At 56.3% G+C, this 14,147-nt stretch carries 13 protein-coding genes; 10 read left to right on the plus strand and 3 right to left on the minus strand.

The features are described 5' to 3' along the window. Nucleotides 1-364: 364 nt before the first annotated feature. Entirely contained in the window at nucleotides 365-2,026 is a 1,662-nt protein-coding gene (locus DXB00_RS15635) for a solute:sodium symporter family transporter (protein WP_118730287.1), read from the minus strand. 491 nt (nucleotides 2,027-2,517) lie between these two features. Between DXB00_RS15635 and DXB00_RS15640 the strand changes: the two genes are divergently transcribed. Then, entirely contained in the window at nucleotides 2,518-3,567 is a 1,050-nt protein-coding gene (locus DXB00_RS15640) for a LacI family DNA-binding transcriptional regulator (RefSeq protein WP_118730288.1), read from the plus strand. Between the two features lie 320 nt (nucleotides 3,568-3,887). Here DXB00_RS15640 and yqeC read toward each other — a convergent pair whose 3' ends face one another. Next, the gene (gene yqeC, locus DXB00_RS15645) at nucleotides 3,888-4,595 is read right to left on the minus strand and encodes a selenium cofactor biosynthesis protein YqeC (protein WP_442861155.1); all 708 of its coding nucleotides are present in this window, start codon (nucleotides 4,593-4,595) and stop codon (nucleotides 3,888-3,890) included. Between the two features lie 200 nt (nucleotides 4,596-4,795). On the opposite strand from yqeC, the gene yqeB reads away from it, so the two are divergent. The 8 genes from yqeB (at nucleotide 4,796) to DXB00_RS15685 (ending at nucleotide 11,225) form a co-directional block, all read left to right on the plus strand. Further along, on the plus strand, nucleotides 4,796-5,587 hold the full coding sequence (gene yqeB / locus DXB00_RS15650; protein ID WP_118730290.1) for a selenium-dependent molybdenum cofactor biosynthesis protein YqeB: 792 nt from the start codon (nucleotides 4,796-4,798) through the stop codon (nucleotides 5,585-5,587). Nucleotides 5,588-5,615: 28 nt separating this feature from the next. After that, complete coding sequence (modA, locus tag DXB00_RS15655) at nucleotides 5,616-6,476, plus strand: molybdate ABC transporter substrate-binding protein (RefSeq protein WP_118730291.1); 861 nt, start codon at nucleotides 5,616-5,618, stop codon at nucleotides 6,474-6,476. Nucleotides 6,477-6,537: 61 nt separating this feature from the next. Then, nucleotides 6,538-7,215, plus strand: coding sequence for a molybdate ABC transporter permease subunit (gene modB, locus DXB00_RS15660; RefSeq protein ID WP_118730292.1), 678 nt, complete (start codon nucleotides 6,538-6,540; stop codon nucleotides 7,213-7,215). Further along, nucleotides 7,206-8,243: a sulfate/molybdate ABC transporter ATP-binding protein gene (locus DXB00_RS15665; protein ID WP_118730293.1), complete on the plus strand. Its 1,038-nt coding sequence runs from the start codon at nucleotides 7,206-7,208 to the stop codon at nucleotides 8,241-8,243. Before modB ends, DXB00_RS15665 begins: the two co-directional genes overlap by 10 nt. A gap of 5 nt (nucleotides 8,244-8,248) precedes the next feature. Further along, complete coding sequence (gene moaA / locus DXB00_RS15670) at nucleotides 8,249-9,196, plus strand: GTP 3',8-cyclase MoaA (RefSeq protein WP_118730294.1); 948 nt, start codon at nucleotides 8,249-8,251, stop codon at nucleotides 9,194-9,196. A 97-nt stretch (nucleotides 9,197-9,293) separates the two neighbouring features. Further along, nucleotides 9,294-9,728: an MOSC domain-containing protein gene (locus DXB00_RS15675; RefSeq protein WP_118730295.1), complete on the plus strand. Its 435-nt coding sequence runs from the start codon at nucleotides 9,294-9,296 to the stop codon at nucleotides 9,726-9,728. After that, a complete protein-coding gene (locus DXB00_RS15680) occupies nucleotides 9,725-10,747 on the plus strand; it encodes a molybdopterin-binding protein (RefSeq protein WP_118730296.1) in 1,023 nt (340 codons plus the stop codon). Before DXB00_RS15675 ends, DXB00_RS15680 begins: the two co-directional genes overlap by 4 nt. 1 nt (nucleotide 10,748) lies before the next feature. Then, nucleotides 10,749-11,225 carry a MogA/MoaB family molybdenum cofactor biosynthesis protein gene (locus tag DXB00_RS15685; protein ID WP_118730297.1) on the plus strand — a complete coding sequence of 159 codons (477 nt, stop codon included), beginning with the start codon at nucleotides 10,749-10,751 and terminating at the stop codon, nucleotides 11,223-11,225. 424 nt (nucleotides 11,226-11,649) lie between these two features. On the opposite strand, the gene selD is transcribed toward DXB00_RS15685, so the two are convergent. Then, entirely contained in the window at nucleotides 11,650-12,687 is a 1,038-nt protein-coding gene (gene selD / locus DXB00_RS15690) for a selenide, water dikinase SelD (protein WP_119215166.1), read from the minus strand. Nucleotides 12,688-12,792: 105 nt separating this feature from the next. Between selD and DXB00_RS15695 the strand changes: the two genes are divergently transcribed. Next, a partial coding sequence (locus DXB00_RS15695; RefSeq protein ID WP_199697322.1) for a tetratricopeptide repeat-containing glycosyltransferase family 2 protein occupies nucleotides 12,793-14,147 on the plus strand: 1,355 nt, incomplete at its 3' end.

Below are 14,147 nucleotides of genomic sequence, written 5' to 3' on the forward strand. Positions count from 1 at the left end.
CGCATACGGCAACGATGCGTGCATTGCGGATGCGGTTCTGGATACGCTCGATGTGCTCACGGCCGATCATGCCGCAGCCGATCAGTGCAATGTTCAGATTTTCCATGATGAATTCCTCCTAAAAAGTGATAAATTCGTGTTGTGCAGTTGCCTGCGTTATTTATGGTTTGTTTTGCTGCACGCGGCTTGCTCGAAGTTTTGCGTGCACTGCTCATTTCTGGGGTCAAGGTGATTATACATCCGCGTTCACGAGAACGCAAGAGGAAATTTCAAATTTCGTAAAAAATTTTGCTTTCCGGCGGTGAGGATAATTCACCGCCGGAAAGCGAGGGATCAATGCACAAAGAGTGCAACAAGGGACAAATTAAGCTGCGAGGCCGAGAGGAGAGAACAGGATATAGATCGCAACAGCGATAATCAGACCAATGATGGAAACTACATGACGGTACTTCCACGGGGTCAGATCAACTGCGCCGACGTCGTGAATCTCATATTCCTCACCCGGACGATACTTGTTCAGGTACCACATGATGAGCAGCTCGATCGGGAACAGAACAGCCATTGCGTACAGATAGTGGATCGGGTTGGACGAACCGGGATAGCACGGCTTGATCAGCAGGAAGGCGCCGTAGCATACAACGTGGAACACGGTGATTACCTTCGGCATATACTTCGGGATGCGCTTGAACATGAAGATGCCGAGGATGGTGCACAGTACCGGCAGGGATACGAACTGGCTCATAGAGTTCAGGAAGGTGGTAATGCCGCCGGCGTACATAACGAACGGAGAGATGACGATTGCTACACAGCCTGCGATGGTGCCGTAGATCTTGCCGACCTTGACGCACTTGGTGTCAGAAGCCTGCGGGTTGATAGACGAACGGTACAGGTCAAGGGTGAACATGGTGGACGCGGAGTTCAGCACAGAGTTGAACGAGGAGAGGATCGCACCGAACATGACTGCGGCGAAAAAGCCCATGACCGGCTTCGGAACGATCTCAGCGATCAGTGCCGGATAAGCAAAGTCGATTGCAGAGGAACCGGCAGCGGTCAGCTTGTCCTGAATGGACGGCAGGTAGAATGCGATAACGCCCGGAATAACGAGGTACAGAGGGCCGAGGCACTTGAGGAAGCCGCAGAAGATAGCGCCCTTCTGACCTTCCTTCAAGCTCTTTGCTGCGAGGGAACGCTGTACGAAGGACTGGTTGGTGCACCACCAGTACAGGTTGTTGAAGAACATACCGGTGATGATCAGCGGCCACGGAACTTCCGGTTCCGGTGCATTCCATGCGTTGATTGCGTTCATTTTGGCCGGATCTGCCTCTACCATGTACTTGATGCCGTCGAAAATGCCATGACCGCCAGTTGCTGCAGACAGTGCCGCGAAGCCGAGGAACGGGATCATCAGACCGCCGATAATCAGACCGACGCCGTTGATGGTATCAGATACTGCAACTGCTTTCAGGCCGCCAAAGATAGCGTAGCAGCCGCCAATGATGCCGATAATGATGCACAGGATGGCAACAGCCATGAACTTACTGGTGCCGAGGATGCCGGAAATGTCGAAGATCTGCTCGAAAACGACTGCACCGGAGTACAGGATGACCGGCAGGTTGAGGATGGAGTACATAACAACGATTACCAGCGAGAACATCGTCTTGGTGCCCTTGCCGTAGCGCTCCTCCATCAGGGACGGGATGGTCATGGCGCCCATTTTCAGGTACTTCGGCAGGAAGTAGTACGCCAGAACCAGCAGGGTGAACATCGAGCCGACCTCCCATGCGATCGGGCCCATATTGGTTTTCCAGCTTTGACCGTTCAGACCGACGAGCTGCTCGGCGGAGAGGTTGGTCAGCAGCAGAGAACCGGCGATTACCACACCGGGCAATCCGCGACCGGCGAGGAAGTAGCCCTCGGCTGTGTCGAGCTGCTCATCGCGGGTTTTCCAAGCGGAAATGACCGCAACAAGCACCGTGAACAGCAGGAAGGAGATGCCTGTCCAGGCGAGTGAGGAGAAGAATGACATTGTGTTACCCCCTATAAGTAAGATATAGTCTGTGGCGTTCTCGTGAACGCACTTTTTGAAAAATAATTCCCCGTCGAAAATGCACTTGAATCATGGGTGATGTTCACTGCGTTTTCAGGGGATTTATTTCGTTGTCTATAGGTTATCACGATATCCTGCGCGTTTCAAGTCTTAAGAATGATATTCTGAATGATTCGGTGAACGCAACAAAAACACGGATGGTTTTTTGTGCGAAAGGACATTTATTTTCGCGAGCATGCGTGCAAAGGCGTGCACTATGTTGGTGAAACTGCACGAAAAATAGACGATTCGTTTGTAAATAAGCCGTGCCAAAACGGAAACACGTAAATTTGAACGGAGATACACGCAAAAAATAGTTGCAAGATGCGTGCATTGTGCTATACTGTAAATAAAGAAAAAAGAATGTGGTGAGGAAACACCGCACAATGAAAGCTACGGTGCTTTCTATCATAGAATAAGGAGGAAAAAACATGGCTGTAACCGCACAGCAGATCGCGGAGCTGGCAGGTGTATCCCGCGGTACGGTAGACCGTGCGCTGCACAATCGAGGGCGCGTAAACCCCGAAGTAGCAGCGAAAATTCATAAAATTGCAGCAGAATTAGGGTATAAACCCAACCTGATCGGACAGGCGCTGGTCAAATCCCGCAGGGAGTTCAAGCTGGGGGCGATCCTGCAATCCGTCGAGACGCCGACGATACAGATCGTGCGTGCAGGCGTGCAGCGTGCCGCAGAGGAGCTTGCCGCCTCGGGCGTGGAACTGATCATGCGCGAAAACCGTGGTCTGGATACCGAAATGGTACTCGAACACATTGAAGAGCTGGTTTCACAGGGCGTGCAGGGACTGGCTATCGCGCCGAACAACTCGCCGGAGATTCGCCAGTGCATCGATGAACTGTACGAACAGGGCATTCCGGTCATCACACTCAACTCGGATGCACCGGGCAGCAGGCGTCTTGCGTTCATTGGTATGGACAACTACCGCGCCGGACAGACCGCCGCAGGCTTGCTTCGGCTGATGCTGCCCGAGGGCGGCAAGGTGCTTCCGCTGGCGGGACACTTGAATAATACCGCACATAATAACCGCTTAAACGGATTTATGGATACGATTAACGGTGAAACAGGAAACGAAATTGAACTGTTAGCGTTTCAGCCGTGTTTCGACCGAGATGACTATGCCCACGAGATTACGCAGCACGCATTGCGTGCAAATCCTGACCTGACCGGCATTTACGTTGCGTCCAACGGACAGGCCGGTGCGTGCGCAGCTGTAGAGGAAGAAGGCCGAAAGGGCAAGGTCAAGGTCGTTGCATTCGACCTCAACCCGATGAATATGGAGCTGCTCCAGTCAGATAGCTTGAGTTTTGTGCTCGATCAGAAGGCATTCGAGCAGGGCTACCGGCCGCCGTTCCTGCTGTTTGATTACCTGCAGAACAGAAAAGCACCGGAAAAGGAACTGCTTTATACGGATATTGCAATCAAAACCAAGTATAACAGTGATAAACCTGTGGGAATGGAATAAGAAAGAACCGCACATTGTGCGGTTCTTTCTTGAGGCTGTCGAAAAACTAACGTTTTCCGAGCAGCCTCTCGCTCGAAACCACGCTTTCGAGCGAAACCAAAGAAAAACCGCGCCCTGACGGGCACATTTTTTCTTCTTTTGTATAAATTCCGAGATACATGCTCCCGGAATTTATGAATTTGCTTTGCAAATTCTATTTTATGCGTGCTGCCGCACGAAACGCAAAACGCCAATCTGACTTTTTTGACAGACTGAAGAAAGAACCGCACATTGTGCGGTTCTTTCTTATTAGCGTTGAGCGCGAAGAGCAAAGATGCAAATCAGCGTTTATCCTGCACTAAACTGGTGCAGATAGCCGTTATATTGGCGTTTTGAAGTGTATCTGCAAAACTTTTCGCTGCTGCCGGAGATATCGTTTCTACCTGATTGAGCACAACGATATCCGCTAAGTGTTCTGCGATAATGCCTTGTGCGGCCAGCTCCGGCGTGACAATACCGCTCATGTGTGCACCGGTGCGCGCACAGAACAGTTCCGGTCGGTGTACGGTCTGTTCGACCGGCTTTCCAAACCCGGATGCACCCACGACGCACACGGTTTTGCGTGTATTCTCAGGTATGACCGGCTCATGCGAGGCGTGTGCCTTGAGCGGCAGCCGCTTGGAGCCGTCGGCCTCCACAATCACATGGTCAGCGGCGTCCGCGAGCACGGAAAAAGGAAGTGCCGGCGCGGTCAGCTTGCCCTCGGCGGCAGGCGTGCCCATGCAGATTACGCGGTGAAGCGCAAGTGCGCGGCGGACCTGGTCGATGTCATCCGTCACCAACAGGGGAATGCCCGCAAACGGCAAAATGTGTGTGGAAGTCGTCAAAATCACCGTTCCGGATAATTCTTCGGCCAGTATACGCAGTAAAGTTGTTTTTCCGCCGCTGCCGATCACGGCGGTTATGCCTTTTATAATGTGTAATTGTTCACATATTTTCATAAATCCACCTAATACAACCATGTTTACCGTAGGGCGGGATGATCTCATCCCGCCGTTGTAAATTATCTGCATGTTGTTATATGCGGCGGGGGAGGTCACCCCGCCCTGCAACCATGCTTTTATAATAGTATTATATCATGTCTGCCACACAGAAAAAATATTGACTTCACTCGACCGATACGCTATAATCATCGGTAGCAATCGTTATAGTTTACAAAATACAACGAAGATAAACGGAGGAAAACGCCATGTTAGTCGTGATACGCGGTGCGGGAGACATTGCCACGGGGATTGCCTTGCGGCTGTACCGTGCGGGCATTCGTCTGGTGCTGACAGATCTGCCGCAGCCAACGTCGATCCGCCGCACTGTATGCTTTTCGGAAGCGATTCGATTGGGCGAAACAGTCGTTGAGAGCGTGCATGCACGCCGAGCCGATACTGCAGCCGAAGCGGCAGCACTAACCGAACAGGGCATCATTGCGGTGCTGGCCGATCCGGCGGCAAGCTGCGTGCAGGAGCTGCACCCTGATGCTCTGGTGGACGCGATTCTGGCGAAAAAGAACCTCGGTACGCACATCACGGACGCGCCGATCGTCATTGCGGTCGGTCCGGGCTTTACAGCCGGCGCAGACTGTCACGCGGCGGTTGAGACCATGCGTGGGCATACACTCGGACGGGTGCTGTATACGGGTTCGCCGCTGCCGAATACGGGCGTTCCCGGTGTAATCGGCGGCCATGCGGCAGAGCGCGTTCTGCGTGCCCCGGCAGACGGCTTGTTCGAGCCGTGCCATGAAATTGGCGATCTGGTTGAGGAGGGAGACACCATCGCGTACGTTGCGGGAAAACCCATGAAAACCACCATCAGCGGCTGTCTGCGCGGTCTGCTGCAGGCTGGCGTACCCGTACATGAGGGTATGAAATCCGGTGACGTTGACCCGCGCGGCAAGCGTGAAAACTGCGATACCGCATCCGATAAGGCGCTTGCGGTCGGCGGCGGCGTGCTCGAAGCGCTGCTTCACTTTTCCAACGTATTTCATTAAAGTGTTATAAAATAAGTGAGAAAACGCAATGAAAAACAACTGTTTTGCACGATTTGCGGCAGCGGCTCTGTCACTGGCAATGCTGGCAGGCTGCGGTGCATCCCAGAGCAGCGACAGTGCAGCTGAGGACATGGGTTCTGCAGATTCCGCAGAGCTGACCGTATTTGCGGCGGCCTCCATGACCGAGACCCTGAACCGGATCGCAGAGGACTACAAGAGCGTTGACCCGAACGTCACCCTGACGTTCAACTTTGCCTCCTCCGGCGACCTGCTCACCCAGATCAAGGAAGGCGCGGACTGCGACGTGTTCATCTCTGCAGCACCCAAGCAGATGAACGCACTCGACGGCTCTCTCAAGGACGATACCGACAAGAACCCGGACGGTCTGGATGAGCTGCAGGGCGGCACCCGCATCGACCTGCTCGAGAACAAGGTAACACTGGCTGTGCCGGAAGGCAACCCGAAGGGAATCAAGAGCTTTGACAATCTTGCGGAAAAGCTGAAGAACGGTGACGTGCTGCTTGCCATCGGCAACAGCGATGTACCGGTCGGTCAGTATACCCAGAAGATTTTCAGTTACTACAAGCTGGATGAGAAGGCGCTGGCGGATGCAGGCGTGCTGACCTACGGCTCCAACGTAAAGGAAGTTACCACACAGGTAAGCGAAGGCGCGGTTGACTGCGGCATTATCTACGCAACCGACGCATTCTCGGCAGGTCTCGACACGATTGACGAGGCAACTGCTGACATGTGCGGTCGGGTTATCTATCCGGCAGCCGTGCTCAAGAACAGCACGCACGCAGACGAGGCGAAGGCGTTCCTTGACTATCTGACCACCGATGAAGCGAGCAAGGTATTCGAGAGCGTAGGCTTTACCACGTTGGCATAATCTGATACAATAGAAAGGCGAGGGAGCAATCTCTCGCCTTTATTTGCAAAAGGAGACGATTATGGACTGGTATCCATTATATAACTCACTGCGTATCGCGCTTATTTCCACAGCGATCATCTTCTTCGCGGGGATTGCGGCGGCCTATTATGTTGCGCGTCTGCCGCGCGTGCTCAAAGGTGTGCTGGATGTGCTGTTCACGTTGCCGCTCGTGCTGCCGCCTACGGTGGTCGGCTATCTGCTGCTGCGCGTGCTCGGACCGAAAAGAACTGTCGGCGCATGGGCGCTCGCGCATTTTAATCTCAAGCTGACCATGGTCTGGTGGTCGGCGATTTTCGCAACCACCGTTGTTATTTTCCCGCTCATGTACCGCACGGCGCGCGGTGCGTTCGAGAGCTTTGACGAAACGCTTGCCGACGCAGGCCGCACGCTCGGTCGCTCGAACACCTGGATTTTCTGGCGGGTGCGCATGCCCTGCTGCAGGCAGGGTATCCTCGCGGGAACGGTGCTCGCGTTTGCGCGTGCGCTCGGTGAGTACGGCGCAACATCCATGGTGGCGGGCTACACGCCCGGACGCACAGCAACGATTTCGACGACGGTCTATCAGCTGTGGCGCACGAATGATGACGCGCTGGCGTTCAAGTGGGTCGTGGTCAACCTTGCCATCTCGGCGGTGGTGCTGCTGGCGGTCAATCTGCTCGAAAAGCGGGAGAGAGGAGTGCGTAAGGCATGGCGCTGATCGTTAATATCGAGAAAACGCTCGGTGATTTTCACCTGAAAGTGAACTTCACCGCTGAGCGGGAAGTGATGGCGCTGCTCGGCGCCTCCGGCTGCGGCAAGAGCATGACGCTGGGGTGCATCGCGGGCATCGTGAGACCAGATAAGGGTCATATTGAGTTGAACGGGCGCGTCCTGTTCGACAGCGAAAAGAAAATCGACCTGCCGCCGCAAAAGCGAAAAGTCGGCTGCCTGTTTCAGCAGTACGCGCTGTTTCCGCACATGACGGTCGAGCAGAACATCCGCGCAGGCGCGCACGCCCGTCCGAAAAACGAGCGGGAACAGGCGGTGCGGGAGGTCCTGCACGCGTTCCGACTCGAAGGACTGGAGAACAACCGTCCGAGTCAGCTTTCCGGCGGACAGCAGCAGCGGTGTGCGCTGGCGCGTATTCTGGTCGGGCAGCCCGAGCTTGTGCTGCTCGATGAGCCGTTTTCCGCGCTCGATGCGTACCTGAAATGGCAGGTGGAACTGGAGCTTTCGGACATCCTGAAAAATTTTTCGTGCGGCACGCTGTTCGTCACGCACAACCGCGATGAGGTCTACCGCCTGTGCGATACGGTGTGCGTGCTGAATAAGGGAAAATCCGACCCGAAGGAGACGGTCAAGGAACTGTTCCGCGCACCGGCAACCATGGGCGCGGCGTTGATTTCCGGCTGCAAGAATGTCTCTGCCGCCGAGGTAAAACAGGATGGAACCCTGTTCTGCAAGGACTGGAACGTAACGCTCAAAACCGCGCTGCATGTGCCGAAGGATACCGCTTATGTCGGGATTCGTGCGCATTACTTCACTACAGATGGCACGGAGAACGCTATTCCGTGCACGGTGGAGCGTGTGGTCGAGAACCCGTTTTCGACCGTGGTCATGCTGCAGACGACAGGCGCAGGCAGGCTGCGGTGGGAGCTGGATAAGGCGGTCTGGGAGACGCTTTCCGGCACGGAAAAGCTGACGCTGTACGTCCGCCCAGAGGACGTTATGCCGCTGGCGGAGTGAGCAAAATGCTGGATAATCAAGGAAGAAATATTCGCTATCTGCGGCTGTCGGTGACCGACCGGTGCAATTTCCGGTGCCGGTACTGTATGCCCGCCGAAGGCGTGTGCAAGCGGGAGCACAGCGAAATGCTGTCGTTCGAGGAGCTGACCGAGATCGTGCAGACGGCAGTTTCGCTCGGTGTCAGCAAGGTGCGGCTGACCGGCGGAGAGCCGCTCGTGCGGCGCGGCATCGTGGACTTGTGCCGCAGTCTGCGTGCCATCAATGGTGTGCGGGAGCTCACCATGACGACTAACGGCGCACTCCTGCCGCAGTACGCCGCAGAGCTGAAACAAGCAGGGGTTGACCGGCTGAATATCAGTCTGGATACCTTAAATGAGGATAAATTTGCGTCGCTGACGCGCGGCGGCTCGCTCGCGGATACGCTGGCCGGTCTGGACGCGGCGTGGAACGCCGGATTCTGCGGTACAAAGCTGAATGCCGTGCTGCTCGGCGGCGTAAACGCGGACGAGATTCCGGCACTGGCGCAGCTGGCGCAGGACGGGAAATATGAGGTACGCTTCATTGAACTCATGCCGATCGGTGAGTGCGCGGACTGGCCGCGCGAGCGGTTTCTCTCTGCGGACGCGGTGCTGCACGCCCTGCCGGAGCTGCAGCGTCTGCCGAATGAAGGCGTTGCGGAATTGTACCGAATGCCCGGATGGAAGGGGAAAATCGGTCTGATTCGCCCGATGAGCCACCGTTTCTGCGCGGACTGCGACCGCATCCGCGTTACCGCAGACGGCAGGCTGAAACCGTGCCTGCACTCGGCGCAGGAGATTCCGCTGCGCGGTCTGCACGGTGAAAACCTTGAACGCGCACTGCGCGAGGGTATGTTCGGGAAACCGGTCAGCCACCATATGCAATCCGGGCAGCCGAGTGAAAGCCGGAGAGGTATGAGTCAAATCGGAGGATAAATAATTTGAGAATGGAGAATAGAGGTATCGCGCAGAGCGCGATAATTAAGGCAATCATTTTCCATTCTCAAATTTCAATTAGCGAATGGGAGGCACTATGTCAAAAGTAGCTGCAGTTTGTATCAGTGAACATAAAGGAACAAAAAAGCACCCGGTGGAGCGTATCGCAGTGAAGGAAAACCACGGCATCGTCGGTGACGCGCACGCGGGCAACTGGCACCGCCAGATCAGCCTTTTGGCGCAGGAGAGCGTGGACGAAATGCGCCAAACCGGTCTGACGCTCCATGCGGGCGACTTTGCGGAGAACATCCTCACCGAAGGGATTGACCTCAAGCATTTACCGGTCGGTACGGTGCTCCGCGTGGGAAAAACGCGTCTGCAGGTGACCCAGATCGGCAAGGAATGCCATAATGACTGCGAAATCCGCCGTATGACGGGCAAGTGCGTCATGCCGACCGACGGTATCTTTGCCATTGTGCTAACGGGCGGCACGATCACCGCCGGTGACGAGATCGAGGAGGAAAAGCCATGAAATGTATCAAAACCGAGGACGCGGTCGGCCATGTTCTGTGCCACGACATGACGCAGATCATCCCGGGCGTGAGCAAGGGGCCGCGCTTCCGCAAGGGCCACATCGTCACCGCGGAGGACATTCCGGTGCTGCTTTCGATGGGTAAGGAGCAGCTTTACGTCTGGGAGCTGCAGCCGGGTTTTCTGCACGAGAATGACGCAGCAGAGCGGCTGTGTGCGCTCTGTCAGAACGCCGGTATGCGTAAAAGCGAGACAAAAGAGGGCAAAATCGAGCTTTCTTCGGACATTGACGGCGTTTTTCTGGTCGATACCGAACGACTGAATGCGGTCAACAGCATTGACGAAATCATGATTGCCACGAGGCGTGGCAACGGCATCGTCCATCCGGGCGACAAACTGTGCGGCACGCGCGTCATCCCACTCGTGATCGAGGAGGAGAAGCTGCGGCAGGCTGAGCAGGCGGCAGGCGGCACGCCGATTCTGGAAGTCCGCCCGTTTACGCTGAAAACAGCAGCCGTTGTCACTACCGGCAGCGAGGTAGCCAAAGGCCGCATTCCGGACAGCTTCACGCCGGTTGTAGAACGAAAGCTGGCTGCACTCGGCATCAAAATGACCGAGCACGTTCTGGTCGAGGACGGCATGGAGAACGTTGCGGCGGCCATCGAGCAGATGAAAAACAAGCCGGTCGATATGATCCTGTGCACGGGCGGCATGAGTGTTGACCCGGACGATTCCACGCCGGGTGCGATCAAACAGAGCGGCGCGGATATCGTCACCTACGGCGCGCCGGTGCTCCCGGGCGCCATGTTCCTGTTGGGCTATTACGCGGACGGCCGTCCGGTGATGGGGCTGCCCGGATGCGTCATGTACGCCAAGGCCACCATTTTTGATCTGGTGCTGCCGCGTATCGCGGCGGGCGTGCGGCTGACCAAGCGCGATTTTGTTACGCTCGGAGAAGGCGGTCTGTGTCTCGGCTGTGAGGTCTGCACTTACCCGCACTGCGGTTTCGGAGGTGTATGATATGCTGACAGCCAAGGTCATCACGGTCAGCGACCGGTCGTTCTGCGGTGAGCGGGAGGATTTGAGCGGCCCTGCCGTCAAGAATCTGCTCGAGCAGGCAGGCTACGCGGTCGGTGCGGTCGAGGTGCTGCCGGACGAGCAGCCGCGTATCGAGTCCGCGCTCATCCGTGCCGCCGACGAGGAGAAGCTCGCACTCATCGTCACCACCGGCGGCACCGGCTTTGCACCGCGCGATGTAACGCCGGAGGCGACTATCAAGGTCTGCGAAAAGCTCGCGCCGGGTATCCCGGAGGCCATGCGGGCGGCATCCATGCAGATTACGCCGAAGGCGTGTCTGTCGCGCGCGGCAGCGGGCATTCGCGGCACGAGCCTGATCATCAATCTGCCGGGCAGTCCCAAGGGCGCGTGCGAAAACCTGCAGGCCGTGCTCGAAACCATTGAGCATGGGATTTATATCCTGCAGGGCGGGAAAGAATAATGGAGAATTGAAAATGGAGGATGGAGAATGAAATGTCAGATTTCAGTTTCTGCTCCGAATAGAAAACACCCCGAACCTGTGGTTCGGGGTGAGTCTGTCGCGAAACTAAAGTTTCGCCGACAAGCAGGAACGGACCGTGGGCCGTTCCAAAGTCGTCCGAAAGTTCCTATACAGAAACTTTCTCCCTCCAGAAGTTCAAAAATGGTGATACATGCTCCCCCCTTTTGAGCATTTGCAGAGCAAATGCTATTTTATGCGCGCTGCCGCGCGAAATACTGAAAACTGCTGATTATACGACTTTTTCGACAGACTGCACCCCGAACCTGTGGTTCGGGGTGTTTTTTGATTGGGTTTAATTTCAAAAGAAAATGGTCAACTACCGTGTTAATTTTCCATTCTCAATTCTCCATCCTCAATTTTATATTTACTCCAAATAAATCGAAAACGCCTGTTTTTCGGTAACATACCCGACGATCTTCGCCTCCGGCACGCTCTGCTGCAGTTCATCCAGACAGCCTTGCGCATCCTGCTCCGGCAGGGCAAACAGCAGGCCGCCGCTGGTCTGCGGGTCGTAAAACAAATCCTGCAGGGTTCGCGAAACCTTACCCTTGACACATACGCCGGCCTCCGCATACTGCCGGTTGCGGTATGCGCCTGCCGGAATCAGTCCCATCTCTGCCAGCGGGTATGCCTCTGCATGATAGGGTACGTCGTCCGCGCGAAGGTGCACGGAAACGCCGCTACCCTGTGCCATCTCAAAGCTGTGGCCGAGCAGCGAAAAACCGGTGACATCCGTGCAGCTGTGCACCGGATATTTCACCATAACATCATGCGCGGCCTTGTTGAGCGCAGCCATCTGGCGGTAGATGCGGTCAAGCACGGACTTTTCAACCAGATCCGCTTTTGCTGCCGTGGTCAGCACGCCAACGCCGAGCGGCTTGGTCAGAATCAGCACATCACCCGGTTTTGCACCGCTGTTGGTGAGCACCTTTTTCGGATGCACGAAGCCAGAAACCGCCAGTCCGTAAATCGGCTCGGCACTCTGAATGGTGTGACCGCCCGTGATGATCGCGCCGGCCTCGTAGGCCTTGTCGTAGCCGCCGCGCAGGATTTCCTGCACCGCATGATTGTCCATGCTCTGCGCCAGACACATGATGTTGAGCGCGAGCTTGGGCTCACCGCCCATGGCGTACACGTCGCTGAGCGCGTTGGCAGCCGCGATCTGTCCGTACAGGAACGGATCGTCCACGATGGGCGGGAAGAAGTCGGTCGTCTGCACGAGCGCGGTGTTCTCGTCAAGCACATACACGCTTGCGTCATCGCTCTTGTCATAGCCGACGATCAGACGCGGGTCGGTATGCGTGCGAAAGCCTTCAAGCAGGTGTACGAGCGTTCCGGCACCGACTTTTGCGCCGCAGCCGGCGCAGCCTGCAAGTTTGGTCAGCTTTACTTCGGTCTCCATCGAAAAATCTCTCCGTTTCCGTGATTTATTCTTCTTATTGTACCAAAATCCGTGCAGATTGGCAACCTTCATTCGCCTTGCATAGACTGGATGGGAGGGGATGCCATGGCAACCGTCAGCCTTTGCATGATCGTACGCAATGAGGAGAAGGTGCTCGCGCGGTGTTTGGACAGCGTGCGCGGCATTGCGGATGAAATTTGCATCACGGACACCGGATCGACCGACAAAACGCGGGAAATTGCCCGAAAATACGGCACTGTGCAGGCATTTCCGTGGTGCGATGATTTCTCCGCTGCACGCAATTTTTCGTTTGCGCAGGCGCGCATGGACTATACGCTGTGGCTGGATGCGGATGATGTGCTTCTGCCGTCCGACCGCCAGAAATTGCTTGCGCTCAAAGCGGAGCTGGACGGCACAGCCGATGTCGTCATGCTGCCGTACCACACCGGCTTTGATGAACAGGGCAGACCGACGTTTTTCTGTTACCGTGAGCGGCTGCTGAAAACGTCTGCGCATTTTCGATGGCAGGGTGCGGTGCACGAGTGCATTGTGCCGCGCGGGAACATCCGGTACGGAGACGCGGCGGTGACACACCGCAAGCCGCCGTGTGCGTACTCCGACCGCAATCTGAAAATCTACGAAAACCTGCTCGCTAAGGGGGAAAAGCTGGATGCGCGCGGCAGCTATTATTACGCGCGCGAGCTGCTGGCGCATAAACGGTACGCACAGGCAGTTGAAGCATTTGAAGTCTTCCTTGCGATGCCGGACGGCTGGGCAGAGAATAAAATAGATGCGTGCCTTGGTCTGTCGCAGGCGCTGACCGCCCTCGGAGAGCGCGAGCAGGCAAAGCGGGCACTGACCCGCTCATTTGCACTGGAGGTGCCGCGCAGTGCCGTGTGCTGTGCGCTTGCAGCCCTCGAATATGCGGATAACCGTGCAAGACAGGCGGTGTTCTGGTACGAAACCGCCATTCGAGCTGCAAGCACAGCGCCGCACGGCTTTATTGATGTGAACGCCTGCGCTTATGCGCCGGCACTCGGCCTGTGCGTCTGCTGGGATAAATTGGGAGACCTGAAGCAAGCCTGTGCCTGGAACGAACGGGCAGCACTTGTGCGTCCGCAGTCGGCGGCGGTGGCGTACAACCGACGGTATTTTGCCGCGCAGGGTCTCACCGCAAAGCCGCCTCGGCATAGATTGAACTGCCGGAGATTTCCGGCAAATCGGAAGGAAGGGAAGAACGACATGAACGATCGACAGGACTGCTGCGGCAACTGGGAACGCCCGAGCGAACGCTGGCAGGAGCGCGTGTGCGATGCGGTGATGGGCAACGGCCGACCGGACGCGATGGGACCTCCCGGACCTCCCGGACCTCCCGGACCTCCCGGACCTCCCGGTCCTCCGGGTCCGCGCGGACCGCGAGGAGAAAGGGGACCGATGGGGCCAATGGGGCCGAGAGGCAT

The sequence above is a fragment of the Butyricicoccus sp. OF10-2 genome (assembly GCF_003481925.1).
Taxonomy (GTDB): domain Bacteria; phylum Bacillota; class Clostridia; order Oscillospirales; family Butyricicoccaceae; genus Agathobaculum; species Agathobaculum butyriciproducens.